The 18141-nt window shown below is 54.6% G+C and carries 16 protein-coding genes; 10 read left to right on the top strand and 6 right to left on the bottom strand.

The annotated features are described in order from the left end of the window. Positions 1-187: 187 nt before the first annotated feature. The 4 genes from cysQ to JYB85_RS11760 all read left to right on the top strand — a co-directional run bounded on the left by cysQ (position 188) and on the right by JYB85_RS11760 (position 3512). Positions 188-1000, top strand: a complete 813-nt coding sequence (gene cysQ / locus JYB85_RS11775) for a 3'(2'),5'-bisphosphate nucleotidase CysQ (RefSeq protein WP_207379452.1) — start codon at positions 188-190, stop codon at positions 998-1000. 40 nt (positions 1001-1040) lie between these two features. After that, positions 1041-1937 (top strand): fructokinase, encoded by an 897-nt coding sequence (mak, locus tag JYB85_RS11770; protein ID WP_207382055.1) that lies wholly within the window; start codon positions 1041-1043, stop codon positions 1935-1937. A gap of 163 nt (positions 1938-2100) precedes the next feature. Next, positions 2101-2832: a YdcF family protein gene (locus JYB85_RS11765; protein ID WP_207379451.1), complete on the top strand. Its 732-nt coding sequence runs from the start codon at positions 2101-2103 to the stop codon at positions 2830-2832. Further along, positions 2829-3512, top strand: a complete 684-nt coding sequence (locus tag JYB85_RS11760; RefSeq protein ID WP_207379450.1) for a DUF2982 domain-containing protein — start codon at positions 2829-2831, stop codon at positions 3510-3512. The genes JYB85_RS11765 and JYB85_RS11760 overlap by 4 nt, the downstream gene beginning before the upstream one ends. Positions 3513-3796: 284 nt before the next feature. Here the strand turns inward: JYB85_RS11760 and JYB85_RS11755 are convergent, their stop codons facing one another. The 6 genes from JYB85_RS11755 to galU all read right to left on the bottom strand — a co-directional run bounded on the left by JYB85_RS11755 (position 3797) and on the right by galU (position 10317). Next, positions 3797-6109, bottom strand: coding sequence for an OmcA/MtrC family decaheme c-type cytochrome (locus tag JYB85_RS11755; protein ID WP_207379449.1), 2313 nt, complete (start codon positions 6107-6109; stop codon positions 3797-3799). A 178-nt stretch (positions 6110-6287) separates the two neighbouring features. After that, the gene (locus JYB85_RS11750) at positions 6288-7235 is read right to left on the bottom strand and encodes a LysR family transcriptional regulator (RefSeq protein ID WP_207379448.1); all 948 of its coding nucleotides are present in this window, start codon (positions 7233-7235) and stop codon (positions 6288-6290) included. A gap of 120 nt (positions 7236-7355) precedes the next feature. After that, positions 7356-7748: a bactofilin family protein gene (locus JYB85_RS11745; protein ID WP_207379447.1), complete on the bottom strand. Its 393-nt coding sequence runs from the start codon at positions 7746-7748 to the stop codon at positions 7356-7358. Positions 7749-7894: 146 nt separating this feature from the next. After that, a complete protein-coding gene (gene napF / locus JYB85_RS11740; RefSeq protein WP_207379446.1) occupies positions 7895-8386 on the bottom strand; it encodes a ferredoxin-type protein NapF in 492 nt (163 codons plus the stop codon). A gap of 9 nt (positions 8387-8395) precedes the next feature. Then, complete coding sequence (galE, locus tag JYB85_RS11735) at positions 8396-9409, bottom strand: UDP-glucose 4-epimerase GalE (protein ID WP_207379445.1); 1014 nt, start codon at positions 9407-9409, stop codon at positions 8396-8398. After that, a complete protein-coding gene (galU, locus tag JYB85_RS11730; protein ID WP_207379444.1) occupies positions 9409-10317 on the bottom strand; it encodes a UTP--glucose-1-phosphate uridylyltransferase GalU in 909 nt (302 codons plus the stop codon). Before galU ends, galE begins: the two co-directional genes overlap by 1 nt. A gap of 365 nt (positions 10318-10682) precedes the next feature. Between galU and phhA the strand changes: the two genes are divergently transcribed. The 6 genes from phhA (at position 10683) to JYB85_RS11700 (ending at position 18133) form a co-directional block, all read left to right on the top strand. Further along, entirely contained in the window at positions 10683-11480 is a 798-nt protein-coding gene (phhA, locus tag JYB85_RS11725) for a phenylalanine 4-monooxygenase (RefSeq protein ID WP_207379443.1), read from the top strand. Positions 11481-11506: 26 nt separating this feature from the next. Next, complete coding sequence (locus JYB85_RS11720; protein WP_207320193.1) at positions 11507-11845, top strand: 4a-hydroxytetrahydrobiopterin dehydratase; 339 nt, start codon at positions 11507-11509, stop codon at positions 11843-11845. Between the two features lie 214 nt (positions 11846-12059). After that, positions 12060-13598, top strand: a complete 1539-nt coding sequence (tyrR, locus tag JYB85_RS11715; protein ID WP_207379442.1) for a transcriptional regulator TyrR — start codon at positions 12060-12062, stop codon at positions 13596-13598. Between the two features lie 242 nt (positions 13599-13840). Next, a complete protein-coding gene (locus tag JYB85_RS11710) occupies positions 13841-14827 on the top strand; it encodes a fumarylacetoacetate hydrolase family protein (RefSeq protein WP_207379441.1) in 987 nt (328 codons plus the stop codon). Between the two features lie 80 nt (positions 14828-14907). Then, positions 14908-15549 carry a maleylacetoacetate isomerase gene (maiA, locus tag JYB85_RS11705; RefSeq protein ID WP_207379440.1) on the top strand — a complete coding sequence of 214 codons (642 nt, stop codon included), beginning with the start codon at positions 14908-14910 and terminating at the stop codon, positions 15547-15549. A gap of 484 nt (positions 15550-16033) precedes the next feature. Beyond that, entirely contained in the window at positions 16034-18133 is a 2100-nt protein-coding gene (locus JYB85_RS11700; RefSeq protein ID WP_207379439.1) for a S8 family serine peptidase, read from the top strand. Positions 18134-18141 lie beyond the last annotated feature (8 nt).

Here is an 18141-nt window from a genome sequence, read left to right as displayed (position 1 = left end):
TTTCTGCTCTGTTGGTTGAACCGTGATTTTTGCTGAATACGAATGCACACGGGCGGCCGGGGCTTTCCTGCCTCGGCCTGCTGGCTTAGTATCATTTCCCGGGAATATGATGAATTTGTTATAAATCCGGGGATGCTGAAGTGGCATAATGGCCGGCAGTTTAGCCTCATGTATCCCGGAGAATCCAATGACAATCATCACCATAGGGCCTGATTTACTCGACAATTTGGCCGACATGGCGCGCCGTGCCGGTGACGCCATTTTGGCCATTTATGGTCGTGAGCAATTTGATGTGGCGCTTAAAAGTGACGACAGCCCGGTCACCGCGGCAGATTTAGCCAGCCATGCAGTCATTGTGTCGGCCCTGGCGGAGCGCTATCCCGGTGTGCCCGTATTGTCGGAAGAGGCGGAGGTGCCCTGGACGGTACGGCAAGGTTGGCAGGAGTATTGGCTGGTGGATCCCCTGGACGGTACCAAGGAATTCATCAAGCGCAATGGCGAGTTTACCGTCAATATTGCCCTTATACGTCAGGGACAGGCGGTAGCCGGTGTGGTTTACGCCCCCTGTTTTGAAGGGGCAGAAGGTCAGGGCGCCTGTTACATCGGTGCCAAAGGCCTGGGGGCCTGGTTGAGAGTGCCAGGTGAACCGGCAAGGCCACTGACAGGAGCTGAGCATGTCAGACAGGTTCCCCTGGTGGTCGGCAGTCGTTCCCACGGCTCACCCGGGCTCGACGCTTATCTGGCCGGGTTGGGCGAGCATGAGGTGCTCAGCGTTGGCAGTTCGCTTAAGTTTTGCATGCTGGCCGAAGGGCGGGCGGATCTCTATCCGCGCCTTGGGCCCACGAGTGAGTGGGATACCGCGGCAGCCCAAGCCGTATTGGAAGCTGCCGGTGGCAAGGTGCTTGAATATGAAAGCCGTCAGCCCCTCAGGTATAACCAAAAAGAAAGCTTGCTCAACCCCTGGTTTCTCGCTTTGGCGCCAGGGCAGGGCACGGAATAACAGCACTATGTGAAAGTGCTGACAGAAAGAGGCAAGTTTCATTATGCGTATGGGTATTGATCTCGGTGGCACCAAAATAGAATTGGTTGCCCTTGGCGAAGAAGGTGAAGAGTTGTACCGCAAGCGGGTGCCAACGCCCCGTGAATATGAGGGGACCCTTCAAACCCTGACCGCTCTGGTGCAGGAGGCCGAGGCCGAGCTGGGCATGGGCGGCACCGTGGGTATTGGCATCCCGGGGGTGGTTTCACCCTTTACCGGCCTGGTAAAGAATGCCAACTCCACCTGGATCAATGGCCATCCGCTCGACAAAGATTTGGGGGCGCGGCTTAATCGCGAAATACGGGTGGCCAACGATGCCAATTGTTTTGCCGTATCCGAAGCCGTTGACGGCGCCGCTGCCGGCAAGGGTGTGGTATTCGGGGTCATCATAGGCACAGGTTGCGGCGCCGGTGTCGCCATTAACGGCCGGGTGCATGCCGGTGGCAATGGCATTGGCGGCGAATGGGGTCATAACCCCTTGCCCTGGATGCGTGCCGATGAGTTCAATACCACCCAATGTTTCTGTGGCAATGCCGACTGTATCGAGACCTTTATTTCCGGTACCGGCTTTGTCAGGGACTTCAATGCCCACGGTGGCAATGCCAAGACGGGCAATGAAATCATGGCCTTGGTTGAGCAGGGGGATGAGCTGGCCATTGCAGCCTTTGAACGCTATATGGACCGTCTGGCGCGCTCCCTGGCCCATGTGATCAATGTGCTCGACCCCGACGCCATAGTGCTCGGTGGCGGCATGTCCAATGTTGAGGCCATCTATCCCAAATTGCCGGCACTGCTGCGAAAATATGTGCTCGGCGGTGAATGTGATACCCCGGTGGTGCCGAACCGTTTCGGCTGCTCCTCCGGAGTTCGCGGCGCCGCCTGGCTGTGGAGTAAGTAAAGCCACTGTGATGACCAAACGCCAGCCCCGGGGCTGGCGTTTTTATCTCTGCAGCAGTTATCCTTAGCCGCCGGTCCGCTGCCATGGTTCAGAGCCATGGTTCAGAGCCATGGTTCAGAGTAATGGGCCAGCGGCTAACCTTGACCGATAAGGAGCTTGGTCCATGTTTTGGTTGAAAAAAATCCTCTCGCTGTTTGTTATGCCCTTGCCACTGGTATTGCTGCTGATACTGCTGGCATTTATCCTCATTCGCTCCCGAGCCAAGGCCAGGTTCCTGTTGGCCTGTGCCGCCGCTTTGCTGCTGGTGTTGTCCATGCCCTGGGGCAGCAAGTTGTTAACCGCTCCTTTGGAGGCGCAGTATGAGGTCAATCGCAGCCCCATTGAAGGAAGCTGCCAGGTGATGGTGCTGGGCTCGGGACACGATGACGGCATCGGTGGCAGCGCGGTGCAGCAGTTGTCGCCTACTGCTTTGGCGCGTCTGACGGAAGGTTTGTCCCAATTGCGCCTTGGCAAGGATTGTGTGTTGATTGTCAGTGGCTGGAATGGTGGCCGTGGTCGGGCGCATGCGGACGTGATGGCGGATGCGGCGGTCGAACTCGGTGTGGCACCCGACCGAATTCTGCGTTTGCCCGAGGCTCGGGACACCTTGGAAGAGGCCGAGTACCTGAGCCAGGCTCTGGGTGATTTGCCTGTGCGTTTGGTGACCTCCGCCACCCACATGCCCAGGGCCATGGCGATTTTCAAATTGCGCGGTATCAAGGCGACTCCCGCCCCCACGGATTTTTATGGCCGCAGCGGCTACTGGTGGCGTCCCGATGGCAGCTTCCTGCTTGCATCCCAGCTGGCAATCCACGAATATGTGGGCCTTTTCTGGTTTTGGCTGAGGCATGCATGACATCTCCCCTGTTCACCGTTAAACCCCGCGCCAAGCACAATGGCCTGACCCTGAGTCTGGGAGGGCTGGTGCTGGCACTGTTGGGGCTGGGGATTTTTCTCAATTCTCAGTCCTTGTTTGCGCTGGGACTAACCTGTTTTTCTCTTGGGGTGCTCGCCATGGTGCTTGGCTGGGCTAAATTGGCCGAGCCCGACGAAAGCCTTATCGGTGATGAGCAGGGATTTACCTTTAAACACCGTCGTGGTCAGTTGTATGTACGCTGGGACAATATCCAACGTATTGATGTTCCAAGACTCTCCCAAGGGCTGGAGCAGCTGGAGTTACCCTTTATCGGGCTGCGGCTCTATGCCATCAACCCTGTGTTAGATTCGATTTCGCCCAGGCTGGCCACCGGTCTTTTGTCTGAGCAAAGGCCACTGATGATGACGGCCGTGGCCAATGAAGAGAGCCTGAAGGGGTTGGAAGATTACTTGGGTACCGAATTCACACCGCTTCTGGTCAATGGCGAGCGCTATCGCGGTGTCTTGGCCATGTTCGGTCATCGTTGTGAGTTGCTGGCCAAGCATCTGGGTTATCATCTCTATATTCCCGCCGATGCCCTGGATAGGGAACCAATGGAGGTGGCGCGGTTGCTGCGTCAGACCCGGCAGGCGCAGTTGGCGGACAACCCGCCTGAATAACCCGTCTTTTATTACCTTGCCCATTGTCCCCATTCCCTTAGCTCCACAGTACGGGTGAGTCTTATGATGGTGGTGGGGCCGCATCCGACTATGGCGACGAGGCATATTCGCTTATGGTGACGGGTTAAAGCGGCAGGTTTTTCCGAGTATATAGACTGGCTCACTTCCGGTTATCAAGAGAGTTTTACTTGCCGTTATAGCAACTGGTCCGTCGCAATAAGCCCACAAAGTTGAAGCATAAAAAAGGGGACCGGCAGGTCCCCTTGTTGGTTTAGCTTTAGCTATTAGTTGGCGTGCATCTTATCGACACCGAATTCCTTGCCTTCGGCGTGACAGGTTGCACAGCTTTCAACCGGCAGGTCCTTACTGGTTGCTGCATCACTGGCAACTATGGCGCCCATGCTCTTGAAGTGGGCCAAGGCTGCGTCATCAGAGTGCTCGTGACAGGCGCGGCAGGCTTCGGCCACAGGTGTGACATAGTTACTGCCCACAAGTACGGCACGCTTGCCGGATGTCAGGCCACCATCGGCGGCGAAGAACTTGGCATTGTCCTGGTGACAGGCGCTACAGTCGTTCTCAACTCCAGGGAAACCATTCAGTTTCATGTCCTTGTCACGGTAGATTGCTGGAATACTGCGTCCTGCATCCCAGTTACCACTGTGGAAACGGTGGGCAACAGTCACCAGATCTCTCTGTCCAAAGGTCAAACCCGGTACAGTGGCGAATATCCTGTTGCCGTCAACGTCTACAGTTCCGGTGTCATATTGCACTGTGGAGTGGAAAGACCTTCCGGTGTTTTCGTTGTGACAGTTCATACACTGGGTGAATTCGGTAACACCATGGGTACCCTTGATATGGGTCAGGTTCTGGTGACAACCGTTACACTTGGCTTCATCTATGGTGATCCTGCTTGGGTCATCCATGCGGGCTACCACAGTGGCACCGGCTGGGTCGTCCAGATTGAAGTAGGCAAGTGGGGCAGAGTTGGCCAAACCGTGGTCGGCACCAAACTCCAGACCTTCCAACGCTGTGCCGGCGCCATCACGACATTTAACCACTGCGCCCTTGTCAGCACACACCTGTACTTCGGCAGTCACATAGACAGTACCTGTCAGCTGGGCGTCAGTGAACTCCTTGCTGTTGGTTAAGATTCCGCCCGCAAGGGTTGCGCCGCTGGTGATGCTGATCGCAGCAGAAGTGCCGTTCAGTGCGGTTACACTGCCATTGGCATCGATATTACCGATCAGCATACCGCGAGTGGTGCTGGTCATGTAATCGGCAAGCACAGTGCCATCGGCTACAGGTGCACCGTTCATGGTGATCTTGGCACTGACAGTCAGCGTCTTCATGCCATCGCCGGGGGTTGGATCTGTGACAGTGGCAGTTTGAGCTTCAATCTTGAACAGATCGGCATACTCGGCGCGTTTACCCACATTGTGGACAACGGCAGGGCTCAGGCCTCCAGCACCGTGGCAGTTCTTACACTGGGTGTCGCTGGTTTGCACCAGGCTGAATTCAGAGTGGCCTTCACCTGTCTCGAAGTTGACATTGATATGACAACCCTTACAGGCTTCGCGATACAGATTTTGTTCCCAGCTGTCGCCATTATTGTGGCAGCTGGTACATTCGCGCAGTTCACCCGGGAAGCCAATTTCACCGAAGTATTCCTTGGCTTCACCTGACAGGTAATCACTGATGTGATGACCGGCGTGGATACGGTGGACCATGGGGCCGAAATCAAACACCCAGCCTTCGGCCAACTGCTCTTCAGAGGGCTGATTGTCGGGGTTGTGACAGGTGATACAGTTTTCCGGATTTTCATAGTTGCCGTGAGCACGGATCTTGGCAATATGACCATCTTTGTTACCGTGGCAGTTGATACAGGCTTCCACTGTCACTGTGTCTTTGCCGGTATCGGCTACCAGTTCACCGGTAGCAGGGACAAAGTCGAGGCGATCTGACAATACCTTGCCGGAGACGCTGTTGCCTTCGCTGTCTTTAACGTTGTAAGCGCGCATAAAGAAGCGGTGAGTGGCATTCAAATCGTCATTGGGGTTCATGATGGGCGCGGCGCCCGCATGGGTCCAGGTGCCGGTATAGGTACCTGGTTCATTGGCGTCTTCCACCATGGTACAGGCATTGCCGGTGCGGCCGCGGGAAGAGTAGGTGCCTGTGAGGGTACAGTACATGGAAGAGCCAAGGCCCTGGGTCATGGCATTGTTGACCCACTGCAATGGTGCACCGTCACCGGAGGTGTTTTCTTTGACCGTTATCGAGTACAGAGACACCATGTCAAGTCCGGTAAAGGGCACTGTCTTGCCCTGTGGGGTTTTACCCATCGCTTTGAACTTGATTGCAAAGGTGCCACCACCGGCAACATTGATGTCGGCGGGTTGGATTTCAAAGGTCACATCGGCAGCCGAATCCACGTAAGAAACTGTAGATCCGGCAGGTGCGCCGGGTGTGCCTGGGGTTCCTGGAGTACCTGGGGTACCGGGTGCTCCATCTTGGCCATCTTTCCCGTCTCCGCAAGCGGAGAGGGTCAGGGCACTGAAAAGTGCCATGGCCATCAGAGAGTTATTGTAGTTTTTCATCATCGCGTCCCTTTGTAGCCTTTCAGACTGCGTATGCAGTACCTTAACTATAAGGTGCTGCTCCTATACATAAAGAGGTAATTGCTTCTTTGTTTTGTATTTGTGAACAAAGACTTAAACCTCAAGTATGTAAATTCCCTTTTTTAAAATGCGCAATTGCAAATGATGAGATAAGTGCTGTTTATGAAAGCAATCCGCGCAACAATTCAATGACTTCCACACGCTGTTGCTCGCTGTATCTGCGGTAGCGCATGGGCTTTTCAACCAGATAAAACACGGCGGGTTGAACCTGAGAGTTCAGGCGGCCGCCTTGTCCTTCATCCATGGCTTGCACCTTAAGCCGGGGCAGACAGGTCAGTAATCCCTGTTCGGCGGCGGTCACCAGCGCCAGGCTATCCTGAGTCAACAGGTTGGCATACCATTCTTCCTTATCCTGGCTGATGATCTGGCTTGGGGCCGCAATGCCCTCGCGCTGGCAAAAAAGCACCAGTGAAGCCAGTGGTCCATTTGTATTGGGATGGGCAGGGCTCAGCAGGGGGTACTCACACAGCTGCTCCAGGGTCGGCATGCTGGTTTGCCAGATAGGGTGGTCATCACGACCCACAAGGCACAATTTCTGGGGGGTACCGAGCGCTTCATAGCTCAGTTCCGGATGTTCGTTGGGAGACAGGCAAATGCCCATATCCAGTTCACCGCGATGAATTAAATCGGCAGACTGGTTTTGCCAGCTGTGAAGTCGAAAACGGCTCTTGTGTGGTGCCGTGGTAATGGCCAGAGCCAGTGGGGCCACAAAGCCTTCGCACACGGCCAATTGTAGGCAAGGGCTGTGCTGCTCCTGTGTTGCGGTAAAGGCACAGTGTCCCAGGGCAAACAAAGAATCGGTCAGCTGACAAACAATGGGATAGAGCTGCTCTGCCAGCGGAGTGGCTCTGAGGCCTTGGGCGCGTCTGTAGAACAGTTCATCCGTAAATGCTTGTCTTAAGCTGTTGAGGCTGCGGCTTATTTTTGGTGGCGAAACATCCAGCTGTCTGGCCGCAATATTGGCGTGTCCGGATTCGAAAATGGCGCGAAATACCTGCAAAGCAAACACATCCAGTTCGCCGATTTGCCGGATAAGCTGCTGTTGCATAGCTTAATGCCTGCTTAAGAAAGAGATGAATAACAGGGTAGCACAGGCAAATAACCTTACTATGATCAATGTCAAAATTTAACAGACAGCTTACTTTTGACTGAATCTTAGAGGGGAATATCAGGCTTGTTCCAACAACGGCTCGGATGATGTGCCGGGATGCAGCAGCTCGCCCTGAATGGCATCTCTCTGGCGAATGCCGACAAATTGGCCACCTTCGTAGATTTCCATGGCGTTGCATCTGACTTCACCTTCCACCAGGCCTCCGGCGGCAATGACCAGCTTTTCACACTGCAGTTTACCGGAGAAGTGTCCCGAGACTTTCATTTCCTGACAATGGACTTCGCCATCAACCAGGCCACCGGCTTCTATGGTAATTTTGGCTTCCGATTGCAACTTGCCGGAGACCGCGCCTCCCACCAGCAAGTTACTGCTGAATTGGCTGTTGCCCTTGAATGAACATCCCTTGGCCAGGTAGGTCAGCTCTGCGCCTGATTTGTTTTTTGCAAACATAATACTTTTGTCCAGCTACACAATTTCCAGCGATATTACCGTGCTTTTCGGGCCGGCAAAACCACTAAGTTTTGGCGCTTGGGAGTCAGAATTTTGGCTGTCCCACTGGTGGCAAACTTGGATTGAAGTCCTTTTGCCGCCGGGACTTAAGCGGTATTTCCCGGTGGCAGACTGATGGCATGGCTGGGGCAGGGGGCGACGCAGGCGCCGCAACCGGTACAGGCGTCCAAATCCACATGGGGTGAGGGAGGTTTGCCCACCGCCGGGGTGAACTTGATTGCGCCGGGTTCACAGATATCCCGGCAACTCTGGCACCAGATCCCCTGCTGCGTGAGACAGGCATCCGAGATCTGTGCCTTCAGTGTCCAGGGCGGACTTTTGAGTTTATCAAACAGAGGTTCGGGACAGACATCAACACAGGCGTGGCAGAAGGTGCATTCACCCTGGGTAAAATTGACCTCGGGAAAGCCGCCATCACCCCGGAACAAGATACCGGTTTCGCAGGCCTTGATACATTTGTCGCAGCGGGTGCAAATGTCGGTGAACTCTGTATCCTCGCGTACAAAAGGTGGGCGAATGGCGTTATCGGCTTTGCGCCCGAACAGACGTCTGCGGCCTAAATTAATACTGTCACCCATGTCTATGTCCTATTGTCCGTAACCGTTGGGGTTATTTGACTGCCAACGCCAACTGCTGACAACCATTTCTTCAATACCGTATTCGGCTTGCCAGCCCAGATCACGTTTCGCTTTGTCGGGATTGGCATAGCAGGCGGCTATGTCACCGGGACGTCTGGGAGCAATCTGGTACTTGATGGGTTGCCCAGACGCATGTTCAAAGGCCTTTACCATGTCGAGCACACTGTACCCCACACCTGTGCCCAGGTTATAGGTTACCAATCCTGGCTGTTGAGCGAGTTTTTCCAAGGCTTTGAGGTGGCCCCTTGCCAGATCAACCACATGGATATAATCACGAACCCCGGTACCATCGTGGGTGGGATAGTCCTGACCGAACACGCTCAGGCACTCGCGTTTACCCACCGCAACCTGGCTGATAAAGGGCATCAGGTTATTGGGGATATCGTTGGGTTCTTCACCAATAAGACCGCTTTCATGGGCGCCTGCCGGGTTGAAGTAACGCAGTCTGGCGATGTTCCAACTGGGGTCGGCATGGTGCAGATCGGCGAGGATCTCTTCCACCATCAGTTTGGAGCGGCCATAGGGATTGGTGGCACCGGTAGGAAAGTCTTCGGTAATGGGCAAGCTGGCCGGATCGCCATAGACAGTGGCCGAAGAGGAGAACACCAGCTGTTTGACGCCGAAATCGGCCATCACCTGGCACAGGACTAAGGTACCTGTGACATTGTTCTCGTAGTATTTCAGCGGCTTGACAACAGATTCGCCGACCGCCTTGAGCCCGGCGAAGTGTATTACCGCGTCAATCTTGTAGTCTGTGAACAGTTTTTGCAGTAACGGCCTGTTGAGTATGTCCCCCTCAATAAAGTCGACCGACTTGCCGGTGATCTGACCGACTCGCTCGAGCGCCGCGATGCTGGAGTTGGACAGGTTGTCCAGCACCAGCACCTCAGCTCCCGCCTGCAGCAATTCGACTACCGTGTGGCTGCCGATATATCCGGCGCCGCCGGTAACCAAAATCGTCATTACTTCAATCCTTTAACCAAATGTTTGAGATAAGAGGCAAATTCTTCTGCCAATTCGGGATGACGCAGGGCATATTCCACATTGGCGCGCATATAGCCTTGCTTGTTACCGCAATCGTGGCTGCGACCCTGCATGTAATAAGCATTCACTGTGTGTGAGCCCATCAACATGGCGATGGCATCGGTCAGCTGGATTTCATCGCCGGCACCGGCCGGGGTTTTGGCCAGCAGGGGCCAAATTTCTGCCGGCAACACATAGCGGCCTACCACAGCCAGGTTGGAAGGGGCCTCATCCAGCTCGGGCTTTTCCACCAATTCAATCAGGGGTTCGGACTCGCCGGGCTTGAGATCGTGGCCATTGACGTCGGCTATGCCATATTGGTGTACCAGCTCGTGTGGCACGCCTTCGACCATGATTTGGCCAACGTCTGTGTCGTTAAACAGCTGCACCATGGCCGCCAGATTGTCATGGGTCAGATCGCAACTGCCCTCGTCAATCAGTACATCCGGCAACAGCACGGCGAAGGGCTCGTTGCCGACCACGGGACGGGCACAGAGAATGGCATGACCCAAGCCCTTGGCCTGGGATTGACGCACACTGATGACGGTCACGTCCTTGGGGCAAATGGACTGCACCGCATCCAGCAGTTGGCGCTTAACCCGGCGCTCCAACTGGGCTTCCAGCTCAAAACTGGTGTCGAAATGGTTTTCAATGGAGTTTTTACTGGCGTGGGTCACCAGGACGATTTCCTTGATCCCCGCGGCGATGGCCTCGCTGACCACGTACTGGATCAGTGGCTTATCGACCACTGGCAGCATTTCCTTGGGAATGGCCTTGGTGGCTGGCAACATACGGGTCCCCAGTCCGGCAACCGGGATTACAGCCTTACGGATCTTGCTTGGCTTCATACCTTTCCTTTTTTGAAACCTTATTGGTCATGCCCTCAGTATTCTAAACACCGCAGGGCAGTATGTTAGTTCTGCTGTCGCAGACACTTGTCCGCCTATTGTAAAGGACTCGGAGGTAAAAACCATTGGCTGGTACCCGGTTATGCGAAATTTTCCGGTTTGTGGGATTTCGGGAACCATCCGTCATGGTCCCGATGGCGGCAGGGATAAAAACGCTGTAAATACAACATTATTGTAGTGCTTTTGTAATAAAAGCTTTACAAAATTCCCTAGCGGATCCCGCGGGAATAAAACGTGAAGGAGTTAACAAAAAACATCCGTTGGAACACTATTGGGGGGTTGCAGTTGACGTGAAGTGAAACACTATGACGAAAGGAACCCAATATATTGCCCGCCAGGCGGATGCCCAGGGCTTTATCGCTTACCCGGATGATGAGCACCAGATCTGGAGTGAGCTCTATGCCCGTCAGGCGGTAAAGCTGCCCGGCCGCGCCTGCCAGCAATATCTTGATGGACTGGATGCGCTGGATTTACCCAAGGACAGGATCCCCCAGCTGCCCGAGCTGGACAAGGTATTGATGGCTGCTACAGGCTGGAAAACGGCTGCAGTACCGGCATTGATTTCCTTTGGCCGCTTTTTTGAACTCCTGGCCAGCAAGCAGTTCCCGGTGGCGACCTTTATTCGCAGCCGCGAAGAGTTTGACTACCTGCAGGAGCCGGATATTTTTCATGAGATCTTCGGTCACTGCCCGCTACTGACCAACCCATCCTTTGCCAACTTTTCCGAAATGTATGGCAAGCTGGGTCTGGCCGCCAGCAAGGAAGAACGGGTGTATCTGGCCCGGCTCTACTGGTTCACTGTGGAATTTGGCCTGTTGCAGCACAAGGACGATGAGCTGAGGATCTACGGTGGCGGCATCCTGAGCTCGCCCGGGGAAACCATGTACGCTCTGGGTGACGTGCCCCAGCGCAAGCCCTTTGAACTAATGGATGTGCTGCGTACCCCCTATCGCATAGATATAATGCAGCCCATATACTATGTAATCGAACATATTGATTTTCTTGATGAGATTGCCCGTATGGATATTATGCAGTCCATCACCCGTGCCAGGCAGCTTGGGTTGTTTGCCCCCCTGTTTGAACCCAAGGCCAAGGCCGTTTGACCCCAGAACAACAATAAGGAGCAGTAATGAGCGATTTAGCTACCATGAAGTGTGAGGCCTGCCAGGCCGATGCGCCCAAAGTGTCCGATGCCGAACTGGCAGAACTTATCCGCATGATCCCCGATTGGGCCGTGGAAGTCCGTGACGGCATCATGCAGCTGGAACGGGTATACAAATTCAAGAATTTCAAACTGGCCATGGAATTCACCAATAAGCTGGCGGATCTGGCCGAGGCTGAATTTCACCATCCCGGCATCCTGACCGAGTGGGGCAAGGTGACTGTGACCTGGTGGTCCCACTCCATCAAGGGGCTGCACCGCAATGACTTCATCATGGCAGCCAAGACCGACCAGTTGCTCGGCTGATAATGAGTCAATAAAAATCAGTGTGTTAACTAAGGTTGCACACTGATTTTTTTCATCCGCCGTTTATTCCTCTGTAAACATCGCTTGCCACTTTTCATGTTAAGCTCTACCGTATTAGGCCAAGTACGCTACGCCTCCGCAGCGCCTTGCCACTTGTCGCTGCGGTCACAGACGTTCCCATAAAAATGAACAAGCTAAAGGGACAATCAACCATATGCGCTTGGAAGTGAGTTGCCAGGACCGGGTGGGTCTGGCCAAGGACATCCTGGTCGTACTGGAGAAATACGGCATCAATTTGATTGCCATCGACGCCAGTAACCTCGGATTTCTGTATTTGCAGTTTGCCGAAATCAGTTTTGAAACCCTGAGCGCCTTGATGCCGCAGATCCGCAAGGTTGAGAGCGTCTATGATGTGCGCACCGTTGCCTTTATGCCTTCCGAGCAGGAGCATTACGCCCTCAAAACCCTGCTGCGCACCTTGCCCGACTCGGTGTTTTCCATCGATGCCAAGGGGCGTATTCGTATTGTCAACGAGTCTGCCCTGATGACCCTGGGAATGGCCGAACATGAAGTGGTGGATGAGTCCCTGAATCACTGGGTGCAGGGCTTCAACTTCAGCCGTTGGCTCAGCGAGCCCCAGGTGTTGGCCCAAGCGACCCGGGTGAATATTGGGCCCAACGAATATCTGGCAGAAATGCTGCCGATTTACCTGCCCGATGAGAATGACAAGAGCATACTCGCCGGCGCCGTGGTCTCCCTCAAGTCGCCGGCCCGCGTCGGTAAGCAGTTCAATGCGCTGCAAAGCCAGACCAAGGGGTTTGAGAACGTACTTGCCATCAGCGACAAGATGAAAGAAGTGCTCAAGCAGGCCAGGCGTATGGCGCAGCTTGACGCGCCTTTGCTTATTACCGGCGAAACAGGTACCGGCAAGGAGTTGATGGCCAGGGCCTGCCACGATGCCAGCATGCGCCGTGAGCACCCCTTTATCGCCATCAACTGTGCCGCCTTGCCTGACAGTGCCGCCGAGGAAGAGCTGTTTGGCTTTGTCCGCGACGGGGTCATAGTCAAGCGGGGCCTGTTTGAAGAAGCCAAGGGCGGCACCGTATTTCTCGACGAGATAGCCGAGATGTCCAAGGCGGCCCAGGTCAAACTGCTCAGGCTGTTAACCGAGGGCTCTTTCAGACGTATCGGCGGCGATGACGAGGTGAGGGTAGATGTGCGTATCATCTGCTCCAGTCAGAAAAACCTTGCCGAGCTGTGCCAGTTGGGCGAGTTCCGCGAAGATCTCTATTACCGCATCCATGTGCTCAGTTTCCACATGCCATCCCTTCGGGAGCGGCGGGTGGACATCATCCCGCTGACGGAAATGTTCCTCGAGCATTACAGCCAGCAATTATCCAGCCCCATGCGCAGGATTTCGGCCCAGTGCCGGGATCATCTGCTGACCTATGCCTGGCCCGGCAACGTGCGTCAATTGAAGAATGCGGTGTTTCGCGCCGTGTCCATGTGGGATGGCTCCACCGAGTTGACCGTGGAGCAGCTGAAGCTGCCGTCCTACGCCGAAGGGTTTGGCTATTTCGATCACCAGTTTGACGGCAGCCTCGATGATGCTATGAAGCAGTTTGAGGCCAGTCTGCTCAGGCGCCTGTATCCCGCGTATCCCAGCACCAGGCAGCTGGCGAAAAAGCTCGGGGTCAGCCATACGGCCATCGCCAACAAGCTCAGGGAATACAAGATAAGCAAAAAGCGCTGACGCCCGGCGTCAGCGCTGTAAATAGAAACTGCCATGTTGGCGCGCCCCAAATGCCCGCCAATGTCGCACCGCCGCCATGGGGCCACAGGGATCTCTGGCGTGTATCAATAAATTTACAAACCCCGGGGACACCGCGTGAAATGTGATTTTGCTCACGCTATTCTCTTCTTCGGCCCCTTGGGGTATTTGTATCGCCAATTTCAACGTCGTTCCGACGACGGGATAACAGGACAGGAGCAGATATGAAGTTAGCAAGTTACCACAATGGACGCCGTGACGGTCAGCTGATGCTGGTAAGCCGCGATTTGACCAAGGCCGTTGCCGTGCCCGCCATCGCCCACACCATGCAGCAATTGCTGGATGGCTGGGATCTGCTCAGCCCACAGCTGAATGAGCTGTACGATGCCCTCAATGCCGGTCAGTTGGAAAACACAGTGGCGTTCGACGAGACCAAGTGTCTGTCACCTTTCCCCCGTGCTTTCCAGTGGGCCGATGGCAGCGCCTACGTGAACCACGTTGAGCTGGTGCGCAAGGCCCGCGGTGCCGACATGCCGGAAACCTTCTGGACCGATCCATTGTTCTACCAGGGCGGTTCCGACAGTTTCATTCCACCGCGCAGCAATATTGAGCTGGCCAGTGAAGACTGGGGCATAGACTTCGAATCCGAGATTGCCGTGGTGACCGACGATGTGCCCATGGGTGTCAGCAGCGAAGATGCCGCTCAGCACATCAAACTGCTGATGCTGGTCAACGATGTGTCGCTGCGTAACCTGATCCCGGCCGAACTGGCCAAGGGGTTCGGTTTCTTCCAGTCCAAGCCATCCAGCAGTTTCTCGCCCGTGGCCATCACCCCGGATGAGCTGGGAGAGCGCTGGCAGGACAGCAAGGTTCACCTGCCGCTGGTGACTCATCTCAACGGTGAGCTGTTCGGCAAGCCCAATGCCGGTGTCGACATGACCTTCAACTTCAGCCAACTGGTGTCACATGTGGCCAAGACCCGCCCCATTGGCGCCGGTGCCATCATAGGCTCTGGTACCATTTCCAACTACGATCGCAGCGCCGGCTCAAGCTGTCTGGCCGAGAAGCGTATGCTGGAAGTGATTGCCGATGGCAAGCCGAGTACGCCCTTTATGCAGTTCGGCGATCGCGTGCGTATCGAGATGTTTGACGATGCCGGCAACAGCATCTTCGGCGCCATCGATCAGCAAGTGGTGCAATACCAGCGCTGAGTGCGCTATCTTTGCAAAAAAGCTTGATAACAAATTGAATAAAACGGGGCACTGGCCCCGTTTTCTGTATGGAGGCAAACATGAAATTATACGGTTACTGGCGCTCCAGCGCGGCCTACAGAGTGCGTATCGCCCTCAATCTCAAGGGCCTGAGTTGTGAGCAGCAGTCTGTGCATCTGGTTAAAGATGGTGGTCAGCAGCATCAGGACGACTATGTGGCGCTCAATGCCCAGCATCTGGTACCGACCCTGGTGTTGGATGACGGTACGGCCCTGACCCAGTCCCTGGCCATCATGGATTACCTGGATGGTCTAAACGACGACAATCCCTTGCTCCCCAAAGACGCGGTTGCTCGGGCCCAGGTACAGGCCATGGCCCTGTCCATTGCCTGTGACATACACCCGCTGAATAACCTGCGGGTGCTGCAATACTTAAGCAAGGATCTGGCCCTGTCCGATGAGGCCAAGAATGCCTGGTATCACCACTGGATCCACACGGGCTTTGCCGCCATTGAACAGCAATTGCAGCAGCACGCTGGACGGTTCTGCTTTGGTGACAAGCCCACCCTGGCAGATGTTTGCCTGGTGCCCCAGGTCTACAATGCCGAGCGGTTCAAGGTGCCGATGGACAGGTATCCCAACATAGTCCGCATTTGCGCCAACTGTAATGCCCTGCCGGCATTCATGGATGCGTTGCCGGAAAATCAGCCGGATGCCCAGTAGGCAGACAGAAAAAAGCGACCCCAGGGTCGCTTTTCTTTTATCTACTTCATTTGAAATACGGTATTTCATCCCGCCATGTTGTAGTCATTTTGACTGATTAATTTTCGGAAGTTTTATTTCTTATAAATAAATTTATTGAATTGGTAAAAAATATTATTGAGAATTTTTCAAGCTAATTTACCGGGTGTTATCCGCAATAAAATATGCGGCATTACCGTAATTCAAATACTTGCCATATAAAAAAATGCCGACTCATTCAGGCAGTGTTCAGCTATAGCATTCAATGTGTTACAAGTTGTGAGCTTGTGGGTTAATACCGCTTCTTGTTCTGTTAACCACATGTTTTCAATTGAATATTCCTGTGCTAAAAATCTGCCGCCGATAGAGCACACATTAATAAGTAATCGCCAACACATTCATGGTCACCAAATTAATTAGAATGGCGTTCCATGGATGATTCAATTGACAAGAAGGAATGTTCAGAATGCGTAAGTCTGTTATTGCCTTAAGTATCACGGCAGCCCTGCTCACCGGCTGTGGCAGTGACAAGGCCCCGGCTCCCAAACCCAATACCGTCCCCACCAGCCAGGATGTGGCCTACAGCATAAGCCAATCGCTGACCCTTAATGGTCAACTTGAAGGTGCTGATGCCGAGGGCAGTGTCAGCTTCTCCCTGGTGGATCCGGCCGAAGTGACTTTGGGCACCCTGACCATCACCAATGCCGCGACCGGCGCCTTTACCTATGTGACCGAGGCCGAAAGCGGTACCGAAGTGGTGCGTTTCAAGGTAAGCGACGGCAAGGCAGAATCCATTTCTACCCTGACCATCAAGATTGATGGCTTCGATCCCCTGTATGCCGAGCAATGGCACCTGAAAAACACCGGCCAGAATGCCTTTGCCAAAATGCGCGGCAAGGCCGGTGAAGATATGAATGTCGCCGGTGCCGTTGCCCAGGGCGCCATGGGCCAGGGCATCACGGTTGCCGTGGTGGATGACGGTCTGGAGATAAGCCATCCTGATCTGCGTGCCAACGTGGTCGCAGGGGGCTCCCATAATCTGATCACTGGCACTATCGACCCCACTCCCTTTGACGACGAGTCTGCTCACGGTACCGCTGTGGGTGGCATTATTGCAGCAGAAGGTTGGAACGGTATTGGTGGCCGGGGTGTCGCACCCAAGGCCAAGCTTATTGGCTTTAACTATCTGGATGATGACCCAACAGGTGAAGTGAAGAGTGTGCAAACCTTTGAAAACTTTGCCCTGAGCCACGGCGCCAGCGCTTACAGCGACAGCGCCCGGGTATTCAACCAAAGCTATGGTTACTCAGTGCCTTTCCCCCACGGTTTCGATGAAGATGAAAACGATCTCTATCAGGAAGTGACTACCGAGAGTGCAGATGGCAAGGGCAGTATCTTTGTTAAGTCTGCCGGCAACGGATACAACTACTTCCGTTCCATGGGCTATTACTGGATGCCAATTGATTACTTTGATGCCCGTAAGGCAGGCATAGCGGCCAATAATGGCCTGCCATTCCACAACTCCAACATGTCCACCGATAACGGCAACGTCTATAACCTGGTGGTCAGTGCCATCAATGCCGATGGGGTGCGCTCAAGCTACTCTTCGGTAGGCGCCAACATCTTTGTAACCGCGCCGGGCGGTGAGTACGGCGAAGATCATCCTGCAATTGTGACCACAGACAGAGCCGGTTGTGACAAGGGCTGGGCAGTGACCGAAGACAGGCCTTCCACGCCTTTCCATGGCGGCTTGCATCCAATGAACCTGGAGTGTGATTACACCTCGGTGATGAACGGCACTTCTTCCGCTGCGCCGAACACCTCGGGTTCCATCGCCGCAATATTGAGCGCCAATCCTAACCTCAGCTGGCGTGATGTGCGCCACATCCTGGCATCCACTGCGACCCAGGTGAATGCGGACGTCGCACCTATTGCAGTGGCCGTGGGCGAAGGTGAAGATGCGCCGCAATACGATGCCATTCCAAGCTGGACCACCAATGCCGCCGGTTACCATTTCCACACCGAATATGGCTTTGGCCGTATCGACCTGGGTGCTGCGGTTAAGATGGCCAAGGATTACAAGGCCAATCTGGGCGAGTATCAGGTAACCGAGTGGCTGGGCAGTGATGAGCTGGACAAGGCTATCCCCGATGCCGAGGTGGCCGGTGTGACCGATGCCATCAGCGTGGAGGAAGACTTGGTTATTGAAGCGGTACAAATTGAACTGACCGCCGACCATCTGCGTTTGCCGGATGTGGCGGTGGAGCTGATTTCTCCCGCCGGCACCCGCAGTGTGCTGATGACGCCCTACAACGGCATGGTCTATCAGGGCGTCATGGATCCTACCGACCCAACAGATCTGGTAACGGGTTACGATGCCACGCCCATGTTGTCCAACGCCTTCTATGGCGAGAGCAGCAAGGGTGAATGGACACTGAAGGTGATAGACGTTAACAGCGGTGAATATAGCTTCAAGATTTACAAAGTAGCTGACGTTGAGATCCCCAACGAAGCCAACGGCAAACTGAAGGGTTGGTCAATCCGTTTCCACGGCCACAAGGCCTGAGCCGGAAG

It is taken from the genome of Shewanella sedimentimangrovi (assembly GCF_017354965.1).
Classification (GTDB): Bacteria; Pseudomonadota; Gammaproteobacteria; order Enterobacterales; family Shewanellaceae; genus Shewanella; species Shewanella cyperi.
The sequence above is the reverse complement of the archived record's forward strand: the minus strand, read 5'-3'. Positions and strand labels throughout refer to the sequence as shown.

Bases quoted from the DNA above. Each gene is read 5' to 3' on its own strand.
- tyrR (WP_207379442.1), top strand. From the start codon at position 12,060: ATGCGCTTGGAAGTGAGTTGCCAGGACCGGGTGGGTCTGGCCAAGGAC.
- JYB85_RS11720 (WP_207320193.1), top strand. From the start codon at position 11,507: ATGAGCGATTTAGCTACCATGAAGTGTGAGGCCTGCCAGGCCGATGCG.
- JYB85_RS11750 (WP_207379448.1), bottom strand. From the start codon at position 7,235: ATGCAACAGCAGCTTATCCGGCAAATCGGCGAACTGGATGTGTTTGCT.
- JYB85_RS11710 (WP_207379441.1), top strand. From the start codon at position 13,841: ATGAAGTTAGCAAGTTACCACAATGGACGCCGTGACGGTCAGCTGATG.
- cysQ (WP_207379452.1), top strand. From the start codon at position 188: ATGACAATCATCACCATAGGGCCTGATTTACTCGACAATTTGGCCGAC.
- napF (WP_207379446.1), bottom strand. From the start codon at position 8,386: ATGGGTGACAGTATTAATTTAGGCCGCAGACGTCTGTTCGGGCGCAAA.
- JYB85_RS11700 (WP_207379439.1), top strand. From the start codon at position 16,034: ATGCGTAAGTCTGTTATTGCCTTAAGTATCACGGCAGCCCTGCTCACC.
- galU (WP_207379444.1), bottom strand. From the start codon at position 10,317: ATGAAGCCAAGCAAGATCCGTAAGGCTGTAATCCCGGTTGCCGGACTG.
- galE (WP_207379445.1), bottom strand. From the start codon at position 9,409: ATGACGATTTTGGTTACCGGCGGCGCCGGATATATCGGCAGCCACACG.
- JYB85_RS11755 (WP_207379449.1), bottom strand. From the start codon at position 6,109: ATGATGAAAAACTACAATAACTCTCTGATGGCCATGGCACTTTTCAGT.
- maiA (WP_207379440.1), top strand. From the start codon at position 14,908: ATGAAATTATACGGTTACTGGCGCTCCAGCGCGGCCTACAGAGTGCGT.
- JYB85_RS11765 (WP_207379451.1), top strand. From the start codon at position 2,101: ATGTTTTGGTTGAAAAAAATCCTCTCGCTGTTTGTTATGCCCTTGCCA.
- phhA (WP_207379443.1), top strand. From the start codon at position 10,683: ATGACGAAAGGAACCCAATATATTGCCCGCCAGGCGGATGCCCAGGGC.
- JYB85_RS11745 (WP_207379447.1), bottom strand. From the start codon at position 7,748: ATGTTTGCAAAAAACAAATCAGGCGCAGAGCTGACCTACCTGGCCAAG.
- JYB85_RS11760 (WP_207379450.1), top strand. From the start codon at position 2,829: ATGACATCTCCCCTGTTCACCGTTAAACCCCGCGCCAAGCACAATGGC.